This is a genomic window from Janthinobacterium sp. GMG1, from assembly GCF_034427795.1.
Classification (GTDB): Bacteria; Pseudomonadota; Gammaproteobacteria; order Burkholderiales; family Burkholderiaceae_D; genus Janthinobacterium.
Genome location: NZ_JAXQNT010000012.1, coordinates 54552 through 77270 on the forward strand (window position 1 = coordinate 54552; position 22719 = coordinate 77270).

A 22719-nucleotide genomic window follows, 5' to 3' on the forward strand; every position below is an offset into this window, starting at 1 on the left:
ACAATGCAGGACGAAGGCGGCATATGCCGCCTTTTTTTATGGCTATATCACCGTCAAATGTGGGAATGCGCCCAGCGTTGCTTTCAATAACGTTTCCGGTGAGCGGATACGCCTGACGTCGAGTATCCAGCGCCATCCCAGGTAGTTCGGCAGGTAGCGCGTCGCCACGCCATGAAACGGACCCAGCCATTGCCGCAAACGGCTGTGATAGGCATTGACGTTCTGCACATGGGCGGCGCCCTGCACGCGGATGCCGGCGCGCAAGTTGACGGCCTGGTGGCTGATGCCCGCTTCCCTCGCAAAGGCCCGGTAGGCGGCATGGCCATCGGTCACCAGCAGCACGTCCTTGTCGATAACGGGTAACAAGCAATGATGCAGCTGCGCTTTCGTCAACGCCCCTTTTCCCGTGACAAAATCGAGCGTCTGCCCCGTGCGGTCGCGTGCCACCAGGATGCAGACCTGTTCATTGGAAATGCCGCGCTTGTGGGCATGGCCGCCCCGGCGGCGCGCCGGACGCGTCATGTTTCTGGATCCCTTTTCCGATTCCAGCAGATATAACTCGTCGGCTTCGGCAATGCCGTGCAGACCATGCGGTCTGTCCGTCTTTGCCAACGACAAAAACCGGTGGCGCCAGCGGAACGTAGTGTTACGGTGTACGCCCAGCTGTAACGCCGCCTTGCGCACGGAATCCGATGCCAGAAGGCAATCGGCGTAGTCGAGCCACAGCGCCTTGTGGCGCAAGCGGGCCAGCGGCGTGCCAGTCAAGGCATTGAAGGTGCGGCCGCAGGACATGCAGCGGTAGCGCTGCAAACCGTGCGCATGGCCATGCCGGTGCAATTGGTCTGAATGGCAAGCGGGACAGGCCAATCGCTGTTGGGCCACACTTTCTAGCAGCGCGACGGTCGCGTCTTGTGGAGAGTTTCCACGCAACAGGGCAATGCCTGCCTGCCGCTGGCGCTGGCTCAGCTGAGCAAACTGCGCAATCAAGGTGATCCATTCGGCTGGCCGCATGATCTGGTCCTGCAGGGTGGGTATGCAGAGTCAGACAGCACGGTCACAGGAAGATTCCGGCATTTCCCCTACTTGCCGATGACAGAGCCTTTTTTATGCGTTTTTATATTCTCCTGGATTCCCGCTCCGCCAGGTAGCGCGCCGGCGGCTTGCCCACCGCCTTGCGGAACATGGTGACAAAACCGCTGGTATTTTCATAGCCGAGTTCCAGTGCCACCGCTTTCACGCTGTGGCCTTGCGCCAGTCGTTGCAAGGCAAGGATGACGTGCAATTGCCGGCGCCAGCGGCCCACGCTCATGCCCATTTCTTCCAAGGACTGCCGGGTCATGCTGCGCTCGCTCATGCCGATGCGGCTGGCCCATTCGGCCAGGGTGCTTTTATCGGCAGGCTGCGCCAGCAGCAGGGCGGCCAGGCAGCGCAAACGCGCATCGTGCGGCATCGGCAAATGCAAGTCTTCCACGGGCGCGGCCGCCAGTTCATCGAGCAGGGTGAGCACGAGGCGTTCCTGCGCGCCCTGCAGCGCGGCCAGAGTGGGAAAACCGGCCGCTTTGGTGATCAGTTCGCGCAGCAGCGGCGAAACGGCCACGGTGCAGCAGACGGCCGGCAAGGCCGGCGCCATTGCCGGCTCGACAAACAGGCAATAGCATTCCGCCTCGCCCACGCCCTGCGCCGAATGCATCAGGCCGCCCGGTATCCACACGGCGCACTGCGGCGGCACGATCCACACGCCGCTTTCCACCTCGCAATGAATCACGCCCCGCGTGGCATACAGCAACTGCCCCTTGCGGTGCTGGTGCGGCGCCTGCTCGGCATCCTCGGGCACGCTGGCCAGGCCCACGGCCAGCAGGGGACGCAGCACGCCATCGACATCGAAATCGAGGATGGAGGCGTCATCGTCCAGGCCCAGGTGGGCCGTCAGCATGCTGGGCAAGAGGGGATGGGGCATGGGAAGACTTTGGCTGGATTGAATAATATTGTGGCTATTTTATGCAATGACGCGCAATGCCGCCAACGCTATCGTATGGGCATCCGCAGCCCCGCTTCAACGGCAACCGCCGCCGCCCGTGTTCTGATGAAGGTGAGGAGGAACGGCAACCCCTTGAAGGAGTCTCCCATGCAACTCGATATCACCGATTTCCCCCTCGTCTGGATGCGCCGCGACAACGCCGCCAGCAGCCCCGACGATGCCTTGTTCGCCCAGTTCGAGGACTTGCTGGCGCGCCAGCAGGCGTTTGTGATTCTCAGCGAAGAAGGCTTGGACGAGGATGGGCATGACCATCCGCAGGAAGAGCGCAAGCGCGCCGTGCTGTGGATGAAGCGGCACAAGGCCGCCTTGCGCGCGTATATCCAGGGCATGGTGCTGGTCGAACCGAACGCCGCCAGACGCCTGGCCGGCAAGGCCTTCGCCGTCATGTTCGGCCAGTTCTGGGGCTACCCTTTACACTTTGGCACCAGTCGCGACGACGCGCTCGACATCGCGCAGCATTTGCTCAGGGCCTGGCTACCGCCGCGGCTGCCGCCAGGTGACGGCAGCTCGGCCGCGCATCAGTAGCGGTAGTCGTTGATGAAATGCTTGGTGAAGTTGTACTTGCTGCCACCGTCGAGCAAGTCGACCAGGCGTTTCGGCGCCGAAGCCGACATGAAGGCGTCGGCCGCGCCGCCCGTGCTGCGGAATTTCATGCCGGGGCTGAGAATCTGGTTGGCGCCGATTTTCAGGTGCTGGAAACTTTTCGTTTTCTCATTGTTGAGGATGAAGTGCAGTTCCTGCTTGAATGTCAGGAAGGGGATCTTCAGCCACCAGCCTTCGTCGGTGCCATAGCTGGCGACGCTGGCAAAATGCGTGTTCTTGTCCGTCAGGGTGGGTTTGCCCAGGCGGTCGTTGATGCGTTTCATGGCTTCATTCTTGGTCATGCTGTGCTTTCGTGATTCATTGAGTATACGGCGTGCATTTTGACACACGCACGCCACTCCCGCCTGCCTTGCCAGCGCCTATCTGCGTGCTTTTTTACTGCAATGCAGCATCAATTCTCATCAATTGTCGCAACGCATTAACAACACCGGGCAAAAATCATTGCTTCCCGGCATTGTAAATGTCGGTCGTTCGAGCGTATGCTGGAGTCGTCTGAACGGTGCCGCCAGAGTACCGTCGCCGCCGCATTCCTGGCCGTAGAGCCGGAAGCGGGCTACACCCCCATCGCCGCAAATCTACAGTCGGAGACACAGCATGAAGAAATTGACGTTCCAGCAGAAGTTATGGATCCCCCTGATTTGCAGCCTGTTGTGCATCACCGTTATTTTTGTCTATAACGCCCTGGAAGTGCGCAAGATCCGCATCGAGGAGCGCAGCGCCGACTTGAGCAATGCCGCCGACCTGGGCCTGGGCGCCGTCAAGATGTTTGGCGACCTGGCCGCCAGCGGCGCCTTGACGAAGGAAGAGGCGCAAAAGCAGGCTACGGCCGTCATCAAGAGCATGCGTTTCGGCGAGACCGGTTATTTGTCCATCATCAACCTCGATGCCGTCGTCGTGATGAATCCCGCCGCGCCGCAAACCGATGGCAAGAACATGTCGGACTTCAAGGATGCCAACGGCACCTATCTGTACCGCGACATCGTTACCGTCGGCAAGAGCGATGCGGGCAAGGGTTTCGTTCACTATTATTTCCCCCGTCCGGGCCAGAAAACCCCCGAACCGAAGATGAGCCGCGTGGTGGCCTACAAGCCATGGGCCTGGACCCTGGTGGTGGGCGTGTACATGGATGATATCGATGCGGCCTTCCGCCAGTCGCTGCTGACCTCGCTGGGTGTGCTGGTACTGGTGTGTGCGCTGCTGGCGGCCGTCGTCGTCGTGATCAACCGCAGCCTGCGCCATGCGCTGGGCGGCGATCCCGAGTATGCGGCCGACGTGGCGGAAAAGATCGCGAATAACGATTTGAGCGGCGTCGTGCGCACGCATGCCAACGACCGCCACAGCGTGCTGTACGCGATGAAAACCATGCAGACCAATCTGGTCGATGCGATCAGCGAAATCCGCCACAGCGCCGAGACGATTGCCACGGCGTCGAGCGAAATTGCCAGCGGCAATATGGACTTGTCGGCGCGCACGGAAATGCAAGCCAGTTCGCTGGAAGAAACAGCCGCCTCGATGGAGGAGTTGACCTCGACCGTGACGCAAAACGCGGGCAACGCCGTGCAGGCGAATGAACTGGCGCAGTCCGCTTCCGCCGTGGCCCGTCAGGGCGGCGCCGTGGTGGCGCAAGTGATCGGCACGATGGACACCATCAACGCCTCGTCGCGCAAGATCGTCGACATCATCGGCGTCATCGATGGCATTGCCTTCCAGACGAATATCCTGGCCCTCAACGCGGCCGTGGAAGCAGCGCGTGCCGGCGAACAGGGACGCGGCTTTGCCGTCGTGGCGTCGGAAGTGCGCAACCTGGCGCAACGGTCCGCTGGCGCAGCGAAGGAAATCAAGGAACTCATCGGCGCTTCCGTCGACAGCATCGCTGCCGGCAGCACCCTCGTCGCACAGGCGGGCACGACGATGGATCAGGTGGTCGCTTCCGTGTCGCGCGTGACCGACATCATGGCCGACATCACGGCCGCCTCGCACGAGCAAAGCACGGGCATCGGCCACGTCAACCAGGCGATCACGGAGATGGATAGCGTGACGCAGCAAAATGCGGCACTGGTGGAAGAGGCGGCGGCGGCGGCGTCGAGCATGCAGGACCAGGCGGCCGTGCTGGCGCAACTGGTCGCCCGCTTCAAACTGTCGGCGCAAGAGTCGGGAACATCGCCACGCCTGGCGGCCACTTCGGCTGGCGCGCCACGCGCCGTGGCGAAAAAGCCGCTGCGCAGCCTGGCGGCGCGCTAAGGACTTATTGGGCTGGTGCCGCCGCTTACGGCGCCGGTTCGAATTCCAGCTTGTCATCAACGACCACGAATTGCCCGACCGGCTGGCCCAGGTCGGCTTTCGGGTCGTTTTCCATTTCCGTCAGTTCATTGCAGGTATTCGTTTCCGCCTGCCACAGCTGCTTGCCCATGCGGATATTCCACAAGCCATCGCCAGCCGCAAACAGCTCGACGGTGATGTCGGCCGGTGCATCCGTCGACAGGGTATGCAGGCGCTGGCATTGCGGCAAATTGGTCGCCATCAGCTGCACTTCCACGGTATCTTGCCAAAAATAACGTTGCTGACGGCGCACGGTCAGGGAATGGTCTTGCCCATCGAACATGTAGATGGCGAAGTCCTGGACACAGCCTGACAGCAGGACGGACAGCGTGACGATCAGGAGTTTGCGCATGGTCGGCTTTCTTGGTTGGTGCTCGGGAATGTCGGGATGCCTGCGTGACGGCGCTAGTGGGTGCTTGCGCCGTCTTGTTTTCCGCTTACGTGGCATTATATCCATGCATATCAGTTGCGGCGCGACAATAGTTATGCCAAGTGCGCCTGCCCCACTTATCTACCTGGAAAGACCACGATGATCGACCTGTATTACTGGACCACGCCCAACGGGCACAAAGTGACGATGTTCCTGGAAGAAGCGGGCATCCCCTATAACATCATTCCCGTGCATATCGGCAAGGGCGACCAGTTCAAGCCCGAATTCCTCGCCATCGCGCCGAACAACCGCATCCCCGCCATCGTCGACCAGGCGCCGGAAGATGGCGGTGCACCGCTGTCCCTGTTCGAGTCGGGCGCGATTTTGCAATACCTGGCCGAGAAAAGCGGGCAATTCCTGCCGGTGGATGTGCGGGGACGTGCCGAAGTCATGCAGTGGCTGTTCTGGCAAATGGGCGGCCTTGGCCCCATGGCCGGGCAAAACCACCATTTCGTGCAGTACGCGCCCGAGCCCATCGATTACGCCATCACGCGCTACGTCAACGAAACGAACCGGCTATACGGCGTGCTGAACAAGCGCCTGGCAGACCGCGAATTCGTGGCCGGCGACAGCTATTCCATCGCCGACATGGCGATCTACCCGTGGATCGTGCCGCACGCACGCCAGCGCCAGAAGCTGGAAGACTTCCCGCACCTGGCGCGCTGGTTCGCCGCCATTGCTGCCCGTCCCGCCACCGTGCGCGCGTATGCGCGGGCGGCTGAAATCAATGTGCAACCGACCGTCAGCGGCGACGCGAAAAGCGTGCTGTTCGGACAGACGGCGAAGACGCTCGGTTAAACTTAATTTCCTCGGGAGGTTGAAAAACCGAAAGGGCTGAGCAGCAAGGGAATGTGATAGTGCTGGTCAGTCTTTTCCACGTGAAATTGCACAGGAATTTCCGGGAAAAACGTTTCCTGTTTCAGGCGCGCATAGTGCTCGCCTGTCTTGAACACGATGCGGTAATCACCCGCCTGCATGGCGATATTTTCCGGATACATGGCCGCGATGCGCCCCTGCCCATTCGTCACGCCACTGCCCAGTTGTTGCCAGCCGTCGCCCTGCTTGTGCTCCAGGGTGACTGTCACGCCCGCCGTCGGCTGGCCGCTCTGCAAGTCGAGGATGTGCACGCTCAAGGGATTGGCGGCTTGCGCCATGGCGCACAGGCAGGTGCAGGCGAGCAGGATGCTGCCGGGAAGAATGGATTTCATGCGTTTTTCCGTTGAGTGCAATGGCGCCAGTATGGCCAGTGTTGCCCTACGCGACGATGATGGCCACATGACATTTTTATCATCCGCGGCCGTGTGTGCGCGGCGTAGAATGGTTTCATATTCTCTTTAGAAAGTGGCCATGCGCATCCTGGTAATCGAAGACGAACCGAAGACGGGCGACTATTTGCTGCGCGGTCTGGCCGAGTCCGGCTTTACGGTGAGCCTGGCGCGCAATGGTCGCGATGGCTTGCACATGGCAAGTACGGAGTCACCCGACCTCATCGTGCTCGACGTCATGCTGCCTATCATGGATGGCTGGCAAGTCTTGCGCGCGCTGCGGCTACAAGAAGGAGGCGCGGACGTGCCCGTGATTTTCCTCACGGCGCGCGACGAGGTGCAGGACCGCGTGAAGGGGCTGGAGCTGGGCGCCGATGACTATCTGGTGAAGCCGTTCGCGTTTGCGGAACTGGTGGCGCGCATCCGCACCCTGCTGCGGCGCGGGCCGCCGCGCGAAGACGACGTCATCCGCATCGGCGACATGGAAATCGACGTGATGAAACGCAAGGTCAGCCGCCAAGGCCAGCGCATCACCCTGACGGCCAAGGAATTCGGTTTACTACACCTGTTGGCGCGGCGCCAGGGCGAGGTCTTGTCGCGCTCCATCATCGCTTCGCAAGTGTGGGACATCAATTTCGAGAGCGACACCAATGTCATCGACGCGGCCATCCGCCGCCTGCGCAGCAAGCTCGACGATCCGTTCGAACCCAAGCTGATCCACACCTTGCGGGGCATGGGTTATGTCTGCGAACTGCGCGCGCCCACGGCGCCTGACAACGGCGCGGCCCCATGACGCTGGCGCAACTCCGCCGCTCGCTGACCCTGCGCGTCACGCTCGTCTTCGTGCTGATCGTGGCCCTCGTGTCGGCCGGGCTGGGCATGCATTTGTACCGTTCATTCGTCGCGGAAATCGAGCGCCGCGACGACATTTTATTATTGGGGAAATTGCGGCAGATCCAGCAGTTGCTGGGCAATGCGGGCACCCTCGACATCATCCGCGAGCGGCCTCAGTATTTCCGCGACACCATGAGCGGGCAAGAAAATTCCCTGGTGCGCATCGTGCGCGCCGATGGCACGCGTTTGATCGATGTCAATCCGAACGGCGAGACGGTGGCGCATGCTGTTCCTGTCGCCGTCGATGCGCCCGTCACCGACAGCGCCATCGTCAGCTGGACCAGCCGCGACGGCTATCCGGCCAGGGTCGTGGCGGCCAGCGCGCGCATCGGCGAGCCGGCGCAGATGGCCGACATTTCCGTCGCCCGCGTGTATGGCGACCGCACGGCCATGTTTGCCGCCTACCGCTGGCAGATCGTCGTGTCCGTTGCCGTCAGCGCGCTGGTGGCGGCACTGTTGGCGAGCTTGATGCTGCTGCGGGGGTTGCGGCCGTTGCGCAATATCGCCGCGCACGCGGCCCTCGTGCGGCCTGGCAAGCTGGAGCAGCAACTCGATGCGCGCGGCGCGCCGAGCGAGCTGCTGCCGCTGATCCAGGCCCTGAACGCCATGCTGGCGCGGCTGCAGGAAGGCTATGCGCGGCTGTCGCAGTTTTCCGCCGACCTGGCGCATGAATTCCGCACGCCCGTCACCAATCTGCTGGGGCAAAGCCAGGTGATGCTGGCCCGCCCGCGCAGTGCGCACGAGTATGAACAGCTGGTGTCGTCGAATGTGGAAGAGCTGGAACGGCTGTCGCGCATGATCGACAGCATGCTGTTTCTGGCGCGCGCGCAGCAGGATGAAATGGTACTCGTCAAACAGGTCTTGCCCGTGCAGGACGAGTTTTTGCGTCTGGCCGATTTCTTTGAGGGCCTGGCCGAGGAGCGCGAGCTGGCGCTGGCCTGCCACGGCAGCGGCAATGTGACGGCCGAGCCGCAACTGCTGCGCCGCGCGCTGGGCAATTTGCTGTCGAACGCCATCCGCCACGCGGCGCCCGGCAGCACGATTTTATTGCGCGCTCACGCGACGAACGAGGGCGTGGAATTGAGCGTGAGTAACCTGGGGCCCGCCATCCCCGCGCGCCACTTGCCGCACCTGTTCGAGCGTTTTTATCGCGCCGACCCGGCCCGCAGCGATTCGGCCGCTTCCACAGGCCTGGGCCTGGCCATCGTCACGGCCATCATGCAATTGCATGGCGGCAGCGCGACGGTCGCGTCGGATGCGGCCGCCACGACATTTACCCTCACGTTCCCAACGCAGCGTAGGTTGGATTAGCGGGGCGAAGCCACGCGTCATCCGACAATATTGTTGGCGTTGGCGGTGTCGGATTACGGTCCTGCGGCCCTCGGCGGCCCCACCTAATCCGACCTACGCAGCTGACCTTCCCCGTTTAGCCCATTTCTACCAAAAACTCATGCATGCCCGTATGCGGCAACTGCGCACACGCTGGCGCAAAGTGAGGCAACTGCCCCCACAGCTGCGGGTTGCCGACGATGTACACATAATGCTGCGCGCGCGTCAGGGCCACGTTGAGCAGGTTCGGCGTGGCGGCAGCCCATTGCGCCGCGCCTACCGTGCTGTCGTCGGCGCCGAGAACCAGCATCACCACGCTTTGCTCCTTGCCCTGGAAGGTGTGCACGGTGCCCACCATCTGGCTGCTCCACTGGCGCAATTCGCGCGCCGTCGGCGCCTTGCCGTAGCCGAGGCGGCGGTCCCAGTCCATGTCGACGATGCGCGAGCGCAATTCGTTGCGCACGGCCTTGAACGGCGTAATCACATACATGTCGGGCAGCTTGCCGTCGCGGCGATACAGTTTCAGCAGCACTTCCAGCACGAAATCGAGCTGCACCGGCACCACCTGCTTGTAGCTGACGGGGCCGACGGCGTCGATCCAGTGGCTGGCGCTCCGCGTCAGGCCCCGCGCGCCAGCCGGCGGCATGCGGTCAGCTAAGCCATAGACCATCTTGTCTTCGTAGGCGATGCTGTTGGCCAGCGAGAACATCGGTTCCACGCAGCGGCGGTGCACGCGCAGGGGGCTGCCGATCCACAGCGGCTGTGCGCTGCCGGTGCCGACAGTCGCGCCATAGCGGTTGGCTTTGTCCGCCAGTGTCTGCACGGAAACGGACGTTGGCGCATAGCTGCCATCCTGTGTGTGCGGCGACAGGGCGGACAGGGTTTGCACGAGGCGGCCCGGTACCGTGAACACGGGTTCGATCTGCAGCGGGTCGCCCACGACCACGGCGCGCTTGGCGCGCCACAGGCTGCCCAGCGCCGCCTGTGGCACGGCCTGGCCCGCCTCATCGATGAACAGCCAGCCCAGCGATTCGGGACCCATGCCCTGGAACTGGCGCGCGAACGAGGCAAACGTCGTCGACACGACGGGCACTACCATGAACAGGCTGTGCCAGACCATGGCGATGTGCGACTGGTCATAGGCGCGCTTGTTTTTCAGCAATTTCGACACGGCCAGCAAGTTGCCGCCAAAGCCGGGACCGCCCTTCTTTGCCACTTCCGCCAGCCACGCTTCATGCAGGGCCAGGGCCTTGGCGAACAGGCGCGAGCGCAGGCGGGCCAGGGCCGGTTCATGCCACAGGCCGCCAATTTGCAGGGCGTCGCCGTCCAGCTCGTCCAGGCTCGCCGGCGCGATAATGGTGGGGAAACGCATGCGCGCGCGGCGCAGCAGCTCCGTGCTGTCATCCCATTCGCGCTGGCGCGATTGCGCCGTGCGCAGGGCGATGTGCAGGGTGTTGCGGGCGCGCTCGCAGCGCGGCTCCAGCTCGCCCTTCAGCAGCAGCTTGATGGCGGACACGTCGCGCGCAGCCTGGCGTTGCGCTTCGGCATTGGCGACGACGGCCTCTTTGTAGGCGCGCGCCGGTGCCGTGCGGAACAGCCGGGCAAAGAAACCGGGCTGCGTCAGCGCCACCAGGCGTTCTTCTTCCAGCAATTCCTTCTTGCTGGCGAGCAGGGTGTCCTGCTGCGCCAGCGCGTCGGTCAGTGCGCCATTCGCCGCATCCATCTCTTGCTCAGCCGCAATCAGCGCTTGCTGGCTGGCCTCGATGAAATCGGCTTCCGTGCAGGTGCCCACGGCTTGCCACAGGGCCGCGTATTGGGCGTGCTCGGCCAGGGCCTTTTCCACCACGTGTTCCGTCTCGCGAAACTCGCGCGCCGCCTGGGCGAAGCTGACGCCCTGGTAGCTGGCCAGCCATTGGCGGATATTTTGCGCATTCGGTGTCTTGCGCGCCGTGGTCTTGTCCCAGTCATCGTCGTAGAAATTGCTGACGAAGCGGCGGCGGTTGGCGCTGTTGCCCAGCGCACAGGACATCATGCCCCATGGCGCTTCCGCCTCGCTCAAGGCGCGGTTGGCACCATTGCCGTCGGCCACGACCCGGCGCGCCACGCTTTCAAAGTAACGCGTGCGCGCCCATTCCTTGCCCAGCTGTTTAGGTTTCGGGAGGTCGCCGGAAATGTTTTCCACCGCCGCATTGTTCGACGAAGCGACGACCATTTCAAAGCCCGTCAGTTCCGGGCGCAAGCGCGCGATGGTGATCGGGTCGCGCACGCCTTCGAAGGCCACGGCCACCTTGCCGATGAAGGCGTCGCCGGCGCGGTCCAGGCAGGACAGCACGCTGGCGCGGCGCACGATGTTGTCGGCGAACAATTCGCGCAACAAGGTCGTCTTGCCCGTGCCCGGCGGACCGTTGACGGAAAAGATGCCGCGCTCGCTCAAGCCCGTGCGCGCGCCGTGGATGGCGAACTGCTGCATCAGGCTCATGGCGTAGCTGGCGTCTTCCAGCCAGTGGCCCCGGTTCATGTTGGCCGGATTGAGCATGGCGGCCAGCGCCTGGCGTCCGGCCGGGCTGTACAGGTCAATGCGCTCGTCCTGCGCCAGCGGCGTCAGGTAGTCGGCCACCGTCGCGGGCAACTTGCCGCCACGCAAGGCACGGATGATCTGTTCCAGGTCGTCCAGGTAAAAACTGTTGAGGATATCGATCGAGGGTTCCACTGCGTCGCCGAAGTCCAGGCTGCGGTTCTGGCTGGACTCCAGTGCATCGGCGTCCGCCACGGCGGCGCGTTTCTTGCGCGTGCGCAATTCCAGCACGGCCAGCGGCTGGCTGGCGGATGGGTGGAAACCGGCCCAGTCGCGCAGCAGGTCGGCCAGGGCCGCGATTTCCATGCCGGACAGGGGAGAAGACACATTGCCCGCCTCGTCCGTCACCTGCTGCGGGGCGCGGCTTGCCGCGAAGTTGCGCAGGCTGTCTTGCAGCGCCAGCTGGCTGTCGCTGAAGGCATCCAGGCTCAGGCCCGACCAGTCCGGCGTGCGGGCGCGGCCCAGGGCCCAAGGCAAAGTCGACACGGACACGGGGTCGAACTGCGGCTCGCCCAGCGCATTCAGGGACAGGCGGGCAAAGCACGAGCGTCCCAGCAGTTCTGTTTTTTCTGTTTCGGCCATGTTTTCCGGGCCGTTGGCTGGCGGACAAGCCTTGTTGATTTCGGCCTTGTCGAACACGCCGAGGAACAGCGAGTAGCCGTCGATCTCGCGGTCGGATGGCACTTGCCATTGCGTGGCGAACTGCAGCGGCAATTGCGCCAGCTGTTCGCGGTGCAGGAGACGCACGGTGGACTGGTCTTCAACGTCCGTGATTTGATTCAGGTCAAACGGGATAAAAAATTCGATCTTGTGCCAATACTCCAGGATAGCCAGGAGGCGCTGCTGTTCTGCCTGATTCATGATGACCAATATTTTGTAAAGCGAGCGAGGATTGTAAAGCGTATGCGCGGCGCGTGTTTTGCACTTTCGCCTATTGCGCGGGCTTTGCCGCAAAAAAAGTGGCGATTGCGGACGAAAAAAAGCCAGGCAGCAACTTCCTGCCTGGCTTTCCCTTATCCCGATGTTGCTGGGTGTTAAAACTCTTGTATTAAAGCTCGTGCCTTAAAACTCTTCCCATTCGCTCTCGGCAGTCGCATTGCTGCGGCGTGCCGGCGCGGCCACGACGGCCTTGCGCGCGGGTGCGGGCTTGGCCGATGGGCGTGCGATGGCTGGCGCTGCCGGCGTGGTGCGCACCGGGCTCAGTTTGGTTGCGCTGGCAACATGGTCGCCCGTCTTGAAGAAGCCCACCACGTGCGCCAGTTCGCCGGCCTGTTCCTGCATGCTTTGCGAAGCGGCCGCCGCTTCTTCCACCAGGGCCGCGTTTTGCTGCGTCACTTCATCCATCTGCGCGATGGCCATGTTGATTTGCTCGATGCCGATGGTCTGCTCGTGCGTGGCGGAGGTAATTTCTCCCATGATGTCGGTCACGCGCACGATGCTGTCGACGATGTCGCCCATGGTCTGGCCCGCTTCATTGACGAGGCGCGAACCCGTGTCCACGTTGGCGACGGACGCGGCGATCAGTTCCTTGATTTCTTTTGCTGCGCCAGCCGATCTTTGGGCAAGATTACGCACTTCCGTTGCCACGACGGCAAAGCCGCGTCCCTGCTCGCCTGCGCGCGCCGCTTCCACGGCCGCGTTCAAGGCCAAAATGTTGGTCTGGAAGGCAATGCCGTCGATGACGCCGATGATGTCGACGATTTTCTTCGACGACGCGTTGATGGTGCCCATGGTGTCGACCACTTGCGAGACGATGCTGCCGCCGCGCACGGCCACTTCCGACGCGCTTTTCGCCAGCTGGTTGGCCTGGCGCGCATTGTCCGCGTTCTGTTTCACGGTCGAGGTCAATTCTTCCATGGCCGACGCCGTTTCTTCCAGCGAACTGGCCTGCTCTTCCGTGCGTGACGACAGGTCGAGGTTGCCGGCGGCAATTTCGCTCGATGCCGTGGAGATCGCATCCGTGCCGTGGCGCACTTGCGCCACCACGCCCAAGAGGCTGGTATTCATGGCTTTCAGGGCGCCCAGCAGGCGGCCCGTTTCATCGCTGGAATTGACGACGATGTGCGACGACAAGTCGCCCGAAGCCACGGTTTCGGCCACGCTGACGGCCGCATTGATGGGCTGGGTGATCGAGCGGGTGATGATCCAGGCAACAAAAGCGCCCAGCAGCACGGCCACGCTGCCCAGGGCAATCATGGAGGCGCGCGCGCTCGTGCTCAGCGTTTCGGCGTCCGTTGCCGCCTGCGCCGCCTGCTGCGCTTCATACGCGACCAGGCTGTCGAGCGCGCCCAGCACGATTTTCAGGCTCGGTGCCGCCTGCTGCGTCAAAAAGGCGATCGCCTCTTCCGTCTGGCCCGCATTGCGCAGCTCGATGACCTTGTTGTTCAGCGGCGCGCCCGATTTCAGGGCGGCATCGAGTTCGGCCATCAGCGCCGTTTCCTTGTCCGTCGAGATTTTCTTTTGCAAGGTTTCCTTGGCGGCGCCGTATTTCTTGCGCGACTCGCCGATCTTGGCCAGTTCCGCCTGCACCAGCGCTTCCGTCGGCGCCACCACAATGCTCGTGATCGCCAGGGTAATGTTGCGCACGTTGTCGCTCATGGTATTGGCGGCCGCCATCTTGACGTTCTTGTCGGCCACGATGTCGTGCGTGCGCGCGCTCAGTTGCCCCATCGAGTACAGGCCGACGAGCAAGACGGCCACCAGCAGGCCGAGGACGACAGCAAACCCGATCCCGAGCCGGGTGCCGATTTTGAATTGTGTGAGTGACATGATTGCTTTCGTGTTGCGGAAGTGAAGGAAAACGTCGACAGGCCAGGGCTACGGGTTTATACGTAAGGGCGGCCAGCCTGTAATTGTTCCTCAAAATTCCGCACTGCAATACAAAAACTTGTATCAAGTCCGCGAAAAGTTTAAAAATTGGTAGCAAATTAAATAAGTTGTCGTGTGGAAACAACGAGCGCGGCGCTGGATGCGGTCTTAGTTTTCCGGAAACACGTGCTTGGCCAGGAAGTCGATGAAGGCGCGCAGTTTCGGCGTCAGGTGACGGCTGCTGGGCCACAGGATGCGAAAGGCGCCGTCGTGCTGGCGGTGCGTGTCCAGCACCGGCTGCAAGCGGCCTGCGGCGAGCGCCGCGCGTACGGCAAAGTCGGGCAGGGCGGCGATGCCCAGGCCGCTTTCGGCAAAGTGCAGCAGGGTCTCGACATTGTTGCAGTTGAGCAGGGCCGGCAAGCCGGCCGCGTGCAGGGCAGGCCACTCGGGCAAGGGCCAGGCTTCGACCTTGCCGCTGCTGGGAAACTTGTACAGCAGGCAAGTGTGCTGCGCCAGCTCGGCGGGAAGCCGCGGCGTGCCATGTTGCGCCAGGTAGGCGGGCGCGGCCACCAGCTGCAGCTGGAACTGGCCCAGCTGACGGCTCATCAAACGGCTGTCGGCGCTCTCTCCCGCGCGCACGACGGCGTCGTAGCCTTCCTCGATCACGTCGACCCGGCGGTCGCTGAAATCGAGGTCGAGTTCCACCAGCGGATAAGCGCGCGCAAATGCGGTCAGCACGGGATTGAGCAAGCTGCCTACCTGCGGCAGGCTGACGCGCAGCCGGCCTCGGGGTGCGCTCTTGCTATTGGATAACTCCAACTCGGCCGCCTCGATCTCACTCAAGATGCGCCGGCAGCGTTCCAGGAACACGGTACCCTCGCTGGTGAGCGCGATGCTGCGCGTGCTGCGCTGAAACAGTCGCACGCCGAGGCGCTCTTCCAGCCGCGCAATGCTCTTGCCCACGGCCGAGGCGGAAATGCCGAGCACCCGGCCCGCCGCCACAAAACTGCGCGTCTCCGCCGCCTGCACGAAGGCCGCGAATCCCGCCAGGTTATCCATGTGCTTCCTCTTTGATTGCGGATGCCAGCGTCCGCACAGACAGAAACTATAGCCTGTTTTTCTTTGATCGCGCCTGCCTTACCTTGGCAGCCTGATCATTTGAAAGGCTACGCCATGATGTACAACTTCTCTCCAGCGGCCCTGTCCGCCCGCATCGATCCCTTGCTGGACGTCGTGTTGCACCAGCAGCGCCTGGTGGGCGCCGTCGTGCTGGTGCGCCAGCGCGGCCAGGACGTGTATCGCCGCGCGGCCGGCTACCTGGATCGTGAGGCGGGCAAGCCCATGGTTGAGGACGCCGTCTTCCGCCTGGCGTCCGTCAGCAAACCCATCGTCTCGACGGCCGCGCTGGCGCTGGTGGGGCAGGGTCGGCTGGGGCTGGACGATCGGGTAATGCGCTGGCTGCCGTATTTCGCGCCGCGCCAGCCGGACGGCGCCGTGGCGGCGCTCACCGTGCGGCATCTGCTCACGCACACGGCAGGACTCGACTATGGCTTTTTCCAGCCGCCGGGCGGCGCGTATGCGCAGGCCGGGGTGTCGGATGGCATGGACGCGTCGCCCGTGAATCTTGAAGACAACCTGCGGCGCCTGGCCACCGTGCCGCTTGCGTATGCACCGGGCGAGCGCTGGGCGTACTCGATCGCCACCGACGTGCTGGGCGCCGTGATCGAAGCGGTGACTGGTTGGCCGCTGGCGCACGCCGTGGCACAGCTGGTGACGGCGCCGCTGGCCATGCGCGACACGGGCTTTTTGGCTAGCGACCCGGCGCGCCTGGCCGTCGCATATGCAGACCGCGCAGCGGGAGAGTCCAAGCCGCGCCGCTTGCTGGACGAGAGGGAAGACCATCTGCCGTTTCTTGATGGCATGGCAGGTTTTGCCTTATCTGCGGCGCGTGCCCGCGACGCGCACGCCTACCCGTCCGGTGGTGCCGGCATGGTCGGCTCGGCTCCCGACTTCATGCGTTTGCTGGAAACCTTGCGCCTGGGCGGCGCGCCGCTGCTGCCGCCGGCGCTGGCGCGCCAGATGGGAGAAAACCAGACCGGTGGCTTCGATTTGCCGTTCTGGCCCGGCCGTAGTTTCGGCCTGGGTTTTACCGTCTTGACGGATCCGCTTGCGGCCACCACGCCGGAATCCACGGGCAGCTGGCGCATGGGCGGCACGTATGGCCACTCGTGGTTTGTTGATCCTGCGCAGGAACTGTCCGTGGTGGCGTTCACGAATACGGCACTGGAAGGCATGGCGGGGCCGTTCGTGACGGAACTGTGCCAGGCTGTGTATGGCCGGGAGCCGGGACAATGACGCGCCCGCACCCCATCGTCTTCCTTGCGCTGGGCCTGTTCGGCGTGTATTGCATCGAGTTTGGCGTCGTCGGCATCTTGCCGATGATCATGCGTCGCTACGACGTGACGGCCGCGCAGGCGGGCTCATTGGTGAGCCTGTTCGCCCTGGTGATTGCCGTTGGCGGCCCCTTTCTCGTGCTGCTGGCCACGCGCTGGCGCCGCAAACCCGTGCTGATCGCGTCCCTGCTGGTGTTCGCGCTGGCCAGCGTGGTGTCGGCGTATGCGCCCCGCTTCGGGCTGCTGCTGGCGCTGCGCATGGTGCCGGCCCTGTTTCATCCTGTGTATTTCTCGCTGGCCATGGTGGCCGCTGCCGCCCTGTACCCGCCGCAACAGGCGGCGCGGGCCGGCGCGCATGCGTTTACGGGTACCAGCATGGGCATGGTGCTGGGCATTCCGCTCACGACGTGGATCGCCGCGCAGTATGGTTATGAGGCATCGTTCCTTGCCTGCGCGCTCGTCAATGCCCTGGCGGCGCTTGGGCTATTCCTGTTCTTGCCGGACACGCCGTGCGAGGCGCCGCTGGCGTATGGCCGCCAGCTGGCCGTGCTGCGCAAACCGGCCCTGTGGTTCAATATTGCCGCCGCCGTGCTCGTATTTGCCGCCATGTTTGCCGTGTATGCGTATGCGGCCGCCTACCTGCAGCAGGAAGTGGGCTTGTCGGCGCGCCAGACGGGGCTGGCGCTGGTGGTATTTGGCGTGGGTGGCGTGGCGGGCAATCTGTTCGCGGGGCGTCAGCTCGGCACGCACGTGCTGCGCACGGTGTTGCTGCAACCCCTGCTGCTGGGACTGGCGTACTGGCTGCTGTACCGCTATGCGGGTAGCGAAACCGGCTGGGCGGCGCTGGCCGTCTTGCTGCTGTTCTGGGGTGCCGCGCACACGAGCGGGCTGATCGTCACGCAAGTGTGGCTCAGCAGCGAAGCGCGCGAGGCACCCGCGTTTGCCATCGGCGTGTATATCGCCGCTATCAACCTGGGCGTGACGGTGGGTGTATTGGCGGGAGGCATGGCCATCGTGTCTTGCGGCATGCCGGGGGCGCTGGCTTGCGGCGCGCTGCTGGGCGGTCTGGCGCTGGCCTTGATCTTGCTCAAGGCGTGGCTGTACCGCCCGTCGTCAATCCTCGATATGGTTGGGGATGCGAAACAGTAGATCCGTGTCGCCGATGTCCACGCCCGCTTGCGACAGCAGGGTGCTGGCCTGGCCCCGGTGATGCGTCTGGTGGTTGAAGAAATGCATGAGCAGGCTGAAAAACTCGCGCCGGTTCGGCCCCTTGCTGTTGCGGTAATCGAGCAAATGGTCGAGGTCCGCTTCCGTGATCGAGGCGGCCCAGGCTACGATGAGCTGGTCCAGCCATTGCCGGTGCGCGTGCATGGCGGCAAAATCCTCGGCCGCGAACAGCGGGTGCGTGAGTGAGGCAGGCGGCGTGATGGCGCGGATGGGATCGAGCAGGGGGAAGCCGGCCGGGTGCTTGGCATAGCGCTGCAGCCACAAGGTGTCGCCCACCATCACGTGGTTCAAGGTGGCCAGCAGGGAGCCAAAAAAGGCGCCCCGCTCGCGCTGCAGCTCGCCGGGCGGCAGGCTGGCTGCCGCCGCGTAGACCTTGGCATTCATCCACTGGTTGTAATCGGCCATCAGGCAAAGGTGGGCGCAACGGCTCATGATGATTCCTCCGGTGGATGAATGATGATGTTAAACGGATTTCAGGAACGCGCGTATGCCGGCGAGCAACATTTCTATGGCCATCGCCGTCAGGATCAAGCCCATCAGGCGCTCGAAGGCCGTCATGACCCTTGGACCCAAGGCCCGCTGCAAGCGTTCGGCGCACAGGAACACGGCCAGCCAGACGACGGCCACGGCCGTCAGCCCCGCCACGTGGGCGATGACTTCGTTCATTTCATGCGAGGAAAACAGCAGCACGGTGGCCAGGGCCGACGGGCCGGCCAGCGCGGGGATGGCCAGCGGCACGATGAACGGTTCGCCGCCCATTTCGTGGTCGCTATTACCGGCGTTTGGCTGCGGAAACACCATGCGCATGGCGATCAGGAACAGGATCACGCCGCCGCCGATGCGCAGGGCCACTTCCGACAATTGCAAGGCGTTCAGGAAATGGCGGCCGAAGAACATAAACAGCAGCAAGATGCCGAAGGCGATCAGGCACTCGCGCACCACGACTTTCCAGCGCCGCTCGATGGGCACCCGTTTCAGGGCATTGACGAACAGGGAAACGTTGCCGAACGGATCGGTGACGAGCAAGAGCAGGATAAAAGTCTGGAAGAAATTCTGTGTCATGGTGGTGTGATTGAGGTCAACACCGCTGCCAGGATGGGCGCGGTGCGATAAGGCTTGCGATGATAGCAAGAGCGGCGGCTATCGCCCATGATTATTGATGCATAGCAGCATTTTTTTTACGCTGCGATGACTTTTGCCTGGTAAAACGCGCTGGGCGTGGTGCCAAAATGCTTCTTGAACATGGCGGTGAACGCGCTCTGGCTGGTGTAGCCATTGTCCATGGCCACGTCGATGACCTTGCTGCCATGCGCCAATTGTTCCAGTGCCCGCAGCAAGCGCGCCTGCTGGCGCCACTGGCCAAAGCGCATGCCCGTCTGTTTCTGGAACAAGCGGTGCAGGCTGCGCTCGGTGATCGCCAGCTCCTGTGCCCAGTGCGCCACCGTCTGCTGTTCGCCCGGTTGCGCCATCAGCCGCGCGCAGATGCCGCGCAGGCGCGCGTCAGAAGGCAAGGGCAGATACAGGGGCAGCACGGGCAGGCTGTCGAGCTCGTGCAACAGCAATTGCAGCAGATGCCAGTCGCGGCTGCCTTCCGTAAAGTCGGGCGCGATGTCGACGGCCGCCACGATCAGTTGCCGCAGCAGGGGGCTGATGTCGAGCACGCAACTGTGGCGCGGCAGCAAGGGCGAGCTGGCGCAATCGATGAAGACGGTGCGCATTTTCACGGCGCCGCTCATGCGCACCTGGTGCGCGATGCCGGGCTGCAACCACACGCCGCGCGTGGGCGGCACCACCCAGCGCCCACCCTGCGCCTCGATGGTCATCACGCCTTCGATGGCGTACAGCAATTGCGCATGCGTGTGGCGGTGCACGGAAATCACGTGGCCATGCGCATAGTCGACGGCCAGCGCCATGGCGCGCGCCGTGACGGGCAGCAATTCCTGAAAGGCGTGGGAGGAACAATCCATTAAATAAGGTCAGTTTTGCGATAGGTATGGACATCTTAGCGCGAGAAGGCGCGGCGTGCCTGCGGCATGATGGTTCCCCGCAACTATTCCCGGAGTGACACATGCCTGTGCGCGCTTATCTGTATCCGTTTCTGGCCATGCTGCTGTGGGCCGGCAACGTCGTCGTCTCGAAGCTGGCCGCGTCCAGCATCGCCCCCACAGCCATCACTTTTTACCGCCTGGTGCTGGTCTTGCTGGTGATGACGCCGTTTATCGCCCGCCCTCTGTGGCGCAACCGTGCCGCCATCCGCCGCCAGTGGTGGCAGCTGGCGCTGTGCGGCGTGATGTCGATGGCGCTGTTCCAGAGCCTATCCTACCGCGCCGCGGAAAGCACCACGGCGACGAATATGGCCATCGTCACGGCGCTGGCGCCCCTGATGACGGCCCTGCTCAGCGTGCTGCTGCTGGGCGAGCGATTGACGGTCGGCATGGCGGCCGGCGGCGTGCTGTCGTTTGGCGGCTTGCTGTATCTGGTAGGGCGCGGCGACGTGCTGGCCTTGCTGCATCAAGGCGTGCATGCGGGCGACGCGCTGATGCTGCTGGCCTGCCTGGTGTTTGCCCTGTACGGCGTGCTGCTGCGCCGCTGGCGTCTGTCCATTCCCGCCTGGCAAGCTATTTATTGCCAGGCGCTGGCAGCCCTGGCGTGCATGCTGCCGCTGTTCCTGCTGCTGCCGCCCGGCAGTGCCAGGCTGGACGCCACCACCTTGCCGCTGATCGGTTATGCGGGCATCGGTTCGTCCATCGTCCTGTCCTACCTGTGGATCGAAGGGGTAAAGCTACTGGGGCCGAACCGCTGCAGCATCTACGTCAACCTGCTGCCCCTGCTGACGGCCTTGCTGGCCATCGTCTGGCTGCACGAAAGCATGCATGTGTACCACCTGGTTGGCGGCGGCATTTCGCTGCTGGGCGTGTTGCTGGCGCAGACGGTGCAGCGGCCCCTGTGGCGCCAGCGTCCTGGCGTGTCCGGTCTTGCCTGAACGGCCATGCATAATGGCGCTTTTCAGGCAGTGGAGTTGGCATGCGGCAAATATTTTGGATGAGCACGATGGCAGCGCTGCTGGCGCTGGGTACCTTGGCGCCGGCGCAGGCGGCAGTGCGGTTCTACGAGGGTAAACCGATGGCTACCGCCAGCGTTGTCGAGCGCCGCGACGGCGGCGTGGTGCTGGCCTTCCTGCGGGAAAATGGCGAAGTCAACGGCTACTACTGCCAGTGCAACGGGATCAGTGAAAAACGCATGAACCTGGACAAGTACGGCAAGGCCAGCATCGCGGCCGTGTTCCAGCTTGACCTGGACAGCGAGGGCGAAACGACGTTCGTGCTCAGCCGCAACGGCGGTCAGTACGGCTTGCATGCCTACCGCTACGAGCGCAGCGGCGGCAGGATGTTCAAGGTCGCCACTTTGCAGCCCACCCTGGACGCCATCGTGCGCGGCGCGAAAACCATGGACGAGGCGCTGGTGCGCGCCGCGCTGGCCCGCTTGCAGCTGATCGACTACAGCATCGCGTATGCACCGACGGGCGTGGCCGAGTTCGACGCCATCGAGCATGGCCATGGCACCCTGGTCGGCTATTTCAATATCGATGGCGAGTTATTGCCCGGCAAGCCGGCGGACGCGCCGGCATTTGCCTATAAAAAAACCTTCGAGGAAAAGGACGGCCATTTCCTCACGGTGACCTATCTGCTGGGCAAGGGCTGGGAAGGGGGCCGCGCGCCCAGTTATCACGTCAAGTGGATCACCTGGGAAACGCAGCCGCAGCGCTTTGCCGCCAGCCAGGATGGGCTGCTCATCGAATACGACGTGAATTGCTGCACGGGCAGCGTGTTTGCCCGCGGCCTGTATGCGCAGGGCAAGCGCACGGGGCAGTGGCACTATGAAGAGCCGCTCACCATCCGCTCTTTTGGCGCCTTCGTCGATGACAAGGCCGAAGGGCCATGGACGTATGAAAGCGGCGATGAAACGACGACGGGCATGATGCAGCGTGGCCAGCGCACGGGCCGTTGGGAAGTGAGTCCGGGCGTGGAGGAGTGGCGCGCAGCGGACATGCACAGTTTCACCGGTTACGACACGTTTGTGAAAGACCGCTTGAACGGTCCCAGCGAACGCCGCGTCAATGGCGTGGTGCAATGGCAAGGTAACTATGTCAATGGCAAGAAGCAGGGCCAGTGGGTCGAGCCTGGCGGTGGCGGCAACTACGTCAATGATGTGAAACAGGGGCCGTGGAAGAAGGCGACGCCGGACGGCGGCTGGCAAGTGTTGACGATGATCGACGGCAAGCCCGACGGCAAGCTGGAACAATACGCGGCCAGCGGCCAGCTGGAACTGGCCGAACATTATCGCCTGGGCGACCTCGATGGCCCGATGGAGAGCTTTTATCCGGATGGCAAGCGGCGTTACCAGGGCAGCTTTGCCGGCGGCAAGCGCGATGGCGCGGAAACCCTGTTTTATCCCGATGGCGAAGTGCCGCAATTTCACCGCAACTGGCACAAGGGCGTGCTGCATGGCGTCAACATCGAGAATTTCCAGAATGGAAAACCGAAGCAGATCGGCGCCTACAACATGGGCAGGAAAACGGGCCGTTTCCAGTATTTCCGCGACGATGGCCAGCTCATCGAAGAAACCATGTATTAACTAATTGGCTAACATAAATGGCATTCCGGCGCGAGCGCGCACGATTGCGGAATGCCAGTTCTGCGCAAAAAACATCATCCGCTTGTTACAAAGCGTGAAAATCCATGCTGGATGTTGCTACTAGTAATCTTTCCCTGTATCTTGCAGTCAGGAAATAAAAGTACAGAAAACCTCAACCCTGTTGATCTGTCTTTCACTCCTGA

Annotated in this window: 20 protein-coding genes; 9 read left to right on the forward strand and 11 right to left on the reverse strand. The window is 63.1% G+C overall.

Annotation, left to right across the window (positions count from 1 at the left end; translation table 11 throughout):
* Positions 1 to 42: 42 nt before the first annotated feature.
* Positions 43 to 1011 (reverse strand): IS1595 family transposase, encoded by a 969-nt coding sequence (locus SJI03_RS24735; protein ID WP_322428959.1) that lies wholly within the window; start codon positions 1009 to 1011, stop codon positions 43 to 45.
* A 103-nt stretch (positions 1012 to 1114) separates the two neighbouring features.
* On the reverse strand, positions 1115 to 1933 hold the full coding sequence (locus tag SJI03_RS24740) for an AraC family transcriptional regulator (RefSeq protein ID WP_099379266.1): 819 nt from the start codon (positions 1931 to 1933) through the stop codon (positions 1115 to 1117).
* A 192-nt stretch (positions 1934 to 2125) separates the two neighbouring features.
* On the opposite strand from SJI03_RS24740, the gene SJI03_RS24745 reads away from it, so the two are divergent.
* Positions 2126 to 2563: a hypothetical protein gene (locus SJI03_RS24745; protein ID WP_322428960.1), complete on the forward strand. Its 438-nt coding sequence runs from the start codon at positions 2126 to 2128 to the stop codon at positions 2561 to 2563.
* Here SJI03_RS24745 and SJI03_RS24750 read toward each other — a convergent pair.
* Complete coding sequence (locus SJI03_RS24750; RefSeq protein WP_046683244.1) at positions 2557 to 2922, reverse strand: hypothetical protein; 366 nt, start codon at positions 2920 to 2922, stop codon at positions 2557 to 2559. The two genes, SJI03_RS24745 and SJI03_RS24750, sit on opposite strands and share 7 nt — an antisense overlap.
* Positions 2923 to 3235: 313 nt before the next feature.
* Here SJI03_RS24750 and SJI03_RS24755 point away from each other — a divergent pair, with 313 nt between their 5' ends.
* On the forward strand, positions 3236 to 4882 hold the full coding sequence (locus SJI03_RS24755; protein WP_099379268.1) for a methyl-accepting chemotaxis protein: 1647 nt from the start codon (positions 3236 to 3238) through the stop codon (positions 4880 to 4882).
* Between the two features lie 25 nt (positions 4883 to 4907).
* Here the strand turns inward: SJI03_RS24755 and SJI03_RS24760 are convergent, their stop codons facing one another.
* Positions 4908 to 5312 carry a hypothetical protein gene (locus SJI03_RS24760; protein ID WP_322428961.1) on the reverse strand — a complete coding sequence of 135 codons (405 nt, stop codon included), beginning with the start codon at positions 5310 to 5312 and terminating at the stop codon, positions 4908 to 4910.
* Positions 5313 to 5489: 177 nt separating this feature from the next.
* Here SJI03_RS24760 and SJI03_RS24765 point away from each other — a divergent pair, with 177 nt between their 5' ends.
* Positions 5490 to 6188, forward strand: coding sequence for a glutathione binding-like protein (locus SJI03_RS24765; protein ID WP_099379270.1), 699 nt, complete (start codon positions 5490 to 5492; stop codon positions 6186 to 6188).
* Positions 6189 to 6190: 2 nt separating this feature from the next.
* Here SJI03_RS24765 and uraH read toward each other — a convergent pair whose 3' ends face one another.
* Positions 6191 to 6598, reverse strand: a complete 408-nt coding sequence (gene uraH / locus SJI03_RS24770) for a hydroxyisourate hydrolase (protein WP_322428962.1) — start codon at positions 6596 to 6598, stop codon at positions 6191 to 6193.
* Positions 6599 to 6737: 139 nt separating this feature from the next.
* Between uraH and SJI03_RS24775 the strand changes: the two genes are divergently transcribed.
* Positions 6738 to 7448: a heavy metal response regulator transcription factor gene (locus SJI03_RS24775; protein WP_322428963.1), complete on the forward strand. Its 711-nt coding sequence runs from the start codon at positions 6738 to 6740 to the stop codon at positions 7446 to 7448.
* Positions 7445 to 8860, forward strand: coding sequence for a heavy metal sensor histidine kinase (locus tag SJI03_RS24780; RefSeq protein WP_099379273.1), 1416 nt, complete (start codon positions 7445 to 7447; stop codon positions 8858 to 8860). Before SJI03_RS24775 ends, SJI03_RS24780 begins: the two co-directional genes overlap by 4 nt.
* 115 nt (positions 8861 to 8975) lie before the next feature.
* Here the strand turns inward: SJI03_RS24780 and SJI03_RS24785 are convergent, their stop codons facing one another.
* The 3 genes from SJI03_RS24785 to SJI03_RS24795 all read right to left on the reverse strand — a co-directional run bounded on the left by SJI03_RS24785 (position 8976) and on the right by SJI03_RS24795 (position 15320).
* The gene (locus SJI03_RS24785) at positions 8976 to 12314 is read right to left on the reverse strand and encodes a DEAD/DEAH box helicase (protein ID WP_322428964.1); all 3339 of its coding nucleotides are present in this window, start codon (positions 12312 to 12314) and stop codon (positions 8976 to 8978) included.
* Positions 12315 to 12515: 201 nt separating this feature from the next.
* The gene (locus SJI03_RS24790; RefSeq protein ID WP_322428965.1) at positions 12516 to 14222 is read right to left on the reverse strand and encodes a methyl-accepting chemotaxis protein; all 1707 of its coding nucleotides are present in this window, start codon (positions 14220 to 14222) and stop codon (positions 12516 to 12518) included.
* 207 nt (positions 14223 to 14429) lie between these two features.
* Positions 14430 to 15320, reverse strand: coding sequence for a LysR family transcriptional regulator (locus SJI03_RS24795; protein WP_322428966.1), 891 nt, complete (start codon positions 15318 to 15320; stop codon positions 14430 to 14432).
* A gap of 114 nt (positions 15321 to 15434) precedes the next feature.
* On the opposite strand from SJI03_RS24795, the gene SJI03_RS24800 reads away from it, so the two are divergent.
* Together SJI03_RS24800 and SJI03_RS24805 are read left to right on the forward strand one after the other, a co-directional pair.
* Positions 15435 to 16616, forward strand: a complete 1182-nt coding sequence (locus tag SJI03_RS24800; RefSeq protein ID WP_322428967.1) for a serine hydrolase domain-containing protein — start codon at positions 15435 to 15437, stop codon at positions 16614 to 16616.
* Positions 16613 to 17803: an MFS transporter gene (locus SJI03_RS24805; RefSeq protein WP_322428968.1), complete on the forward strand. Its 1191-nt coding sequence runs from the start codon at positions 16613 to 16615 to the stop codon at positions 17801 to 17803. Before SJI03_RS24800 ends, SJI03_RS24805 begins: the two co-directional genes overlap by 4 nt.
* On the opposite strand, the gene SJI03_RS24810 is transcribed toward SJI03_RS24805, so the two are convergent.
* The 3 genes from SJI03_RS24810 to SJI03_RS24820 form a co-directional block, all read right to left on the reverse strand.
* Positions 17768 to 18313 carry a DinB family protein gene (locus SJI03_RS24810; protein WP_219312148.1) on the reverse strand — a complete coding sequence of 182 codons (546 nt, stop codon included), beginning with the start codon at positions 18311 to 18313 and terminating at the stop codon, positions 17768 to 17770. The two genes, SJI03_RS24805 and SJI03_RS24810, sit on opposite strands and share 36 nt — an antisense overlap.
* 30 nt (positions 18314 to 18343) lie before the next feature.
* Positions 18344 to 18943 (reverse strand): MarC family protein, encoded by a 600-nt coding sequence (locus SJI03_RS24815; RefSeq protein WP_034781292.1) that lies wholly within the window; start codon positions 18941 to 18943, stop codon positions 18344 to 18346.
* Positions 18944 to 19059: 116 nt separating this feature from the next.
* Positions 19060 to 19848, reverse strand: a complete 789-nt coding sequence (locus SJI03_RS24820; RefSeq protein WP_322428969.1) for a helix-turn-helix transcriptional regulator — start codon at positions 19846 to 19848, stop codon at positions 19060 to 19062.
* Positions 19849 to 19949: 101 nt separating this feature from the next.
* Between SJI03_RS24820 and SJI03_RS24825 the strand changes: the two genes are divergently transcribed.
* Both SJI03_RS24825 and SJI03_RS24830 read left to right on the forward strand, forming a co-directional pair.
* The gene (locus SJI03_RS24825) at positions 19950 to 20864 is read left to right on the forward strand and encodes a DMT family transporter (protein ID WP_322428970.1); all 915 of its coding nucleotides are present in this window, start codon (positions 19950 to 19952) and stop codon (positions 20862 to 20864) included.
* 41 nt (positions 20865 to 20905) lie between these two features.
* A complete protein-coding gene (locus SJI03_RS24830) occupies positions 20906 to 22516 on the forward strand; it encodes a hypothetical protein (protein ID WP_322428971.1) in 1611 nt (536 codons plus the stop codon).
* Positions 22517 to 22719 lie beyond the last annotated feature (203 nt).

What these genes read in the sequence shown, in the direction of transcription:
- SJI03_RS24735 (WP_322428959.1), bottom strand. Translation starts at nt 1,011, where the DNA reads ATGCGGCCAGCCGAATGGATCACCTTGATTGCGCAGTTTGCTCAGCTG.
- SJI03_RS24740 (WP_099379266.1), bottom strand. Translation starts at nt 1,933, where the DNA reads ATGCTGACGGCCCACCTGGGCCTGGACGATGACGCCTCCATCCTCGAT.
- SJI03_RS24745 (WP_322428960.1), top strand. Translation starts at nt 2,126, where the DNA reads ATGCAACTCGATATCACCGATTTCCCCCTCGTCTGGATGCGCCGCGAC.
- SJI03_RS24750 (WP_046683244.1), bottom strand. Translation starts at nt 2,922, where the DNA reads ATGACCAAGAATGAAGCCATGAAACGCATCAACGACCGCCTGGGCAAA.
- SJI03_RS24755 (WP_099379268.1), top strand. Translation starts at nt 3,236, where the DNA reads ATGAAGAAATTGACGTTCCAGCAGAAGTTATGGATCCCCCTGATTTGC.
- SJI03_RS24760 (WP_322428961.1), bottom strand. Translation starts at nt 5,312, where the DNA reads ATGCGCAAACTCCTGATCGTCACGCTGTCCGTCCTGCTGTCAGGCTGT.
- SJI03_RS24765 (WP_099379270.1), top strand. Translation starts at nt 5,490, where the DNA reads ATGATCGACCTGTATTACTGGACCACGCCCAACGGGCACAAAGTGACG.
- uraH (WP_322428962.1), bottom strand. Translation starts at nt 6,598, where the DNA reads ATGAAATCCATTCTTCCCGGCAGCATCCTGCTCGCCTGCACCTGCCTG.
- SJI03_RS24775 (WP_322428963.1), top strand. Translation starts at nt 6,738, where the DNA reads ATGCGCATCCTGGTAATCGAAGACGAACCGAAGACGGGCGACTATTTG.
- SJI03_RS24780 (WP_099379273.1), top strand. Translation starts at nt 7,445, where the DNA reads ATGACGCTGGCGCAACTCCGCCGCTCGCTGACCCTGCGCGTCACGCTC.
- SJI03_RS24785 (WP_322428964.1), bottom strand. Translation starts at nt 12,314, where the DNA reads ATGAATCAGGCAGAACAGCAGCGCCTCCTGGCTATCCTGGAGTATTGG.
- SJI03_RS24790 (WP_322428965.1), bottom strand. Translation starts at nt 14,222, where the DNA reads ATGTCACTCACACAATTCAAAATCGGCACCCGGCTCGGGATCGGGTTT.
- SJI03_RS24795 (WP_322428966.1), bottom strand. Translation starts at nt 15,320, where the DNA reads ATGGATAACCTGGCGGGATTCGCGGCCTTCGTGCAGGCGGCGGAGACG.
- SJI03_RS24800 (WP_322428967.1), top strand. Translation starts at nt 15,435, where the DNA reads ATGATGTACAACTTCTCTCCAGCGGCCCTGTCCGCCCGCATCGATCCC.
- SJI03_RS24805 (WP_322428968.1), top strand. Translation starts at nt 16,613, where the DNA reads ATGACGCGCCCGCACCCCATCGTCTTCCTTGCGCTGGGCCTGTTCGGC.
- SJI03_RS24810 (WP_219312148.1), bottom strand. Translation starts at nt 18,313, where the DNA reads ATGAGCCGTTGCGCCCACCTTTGCCTGATGGCCGATTACAACCAGTGG.
- SJI03_RS24815 (WP_034781292.1), bottom strand. Translation starts at nt 18,943, where the DNA reads ATGACACAGAATTTCTTCCAGACTTTTATCCTGCTCTTGCTCGTCACC.
- SJI03_RS24820 (WP_322428969.1), bottom strand. Translation starts at nt 19,848, where the DNA reads ATGGATTGTTCCTCCCACGCCTTTCAGGAATTGCTGCCCGTCACGGCG.
- SJI03_RS24825 (WP_322428970.1), top strand. Translation starts at nt 19,950, where the DNA reads ATGCCTGTGCGCGCTTATCTGTATCCGTTTCTGGCCATGCTGCTGTGG.
- SJI03_RS24830 (WP_322428971.1), top strand. Translation starts at nt 20,906, where the DNA reads ATGCGGCAAATATTTTGGATGAGCACGATGGCAGCGCTGCTGGCGCTG.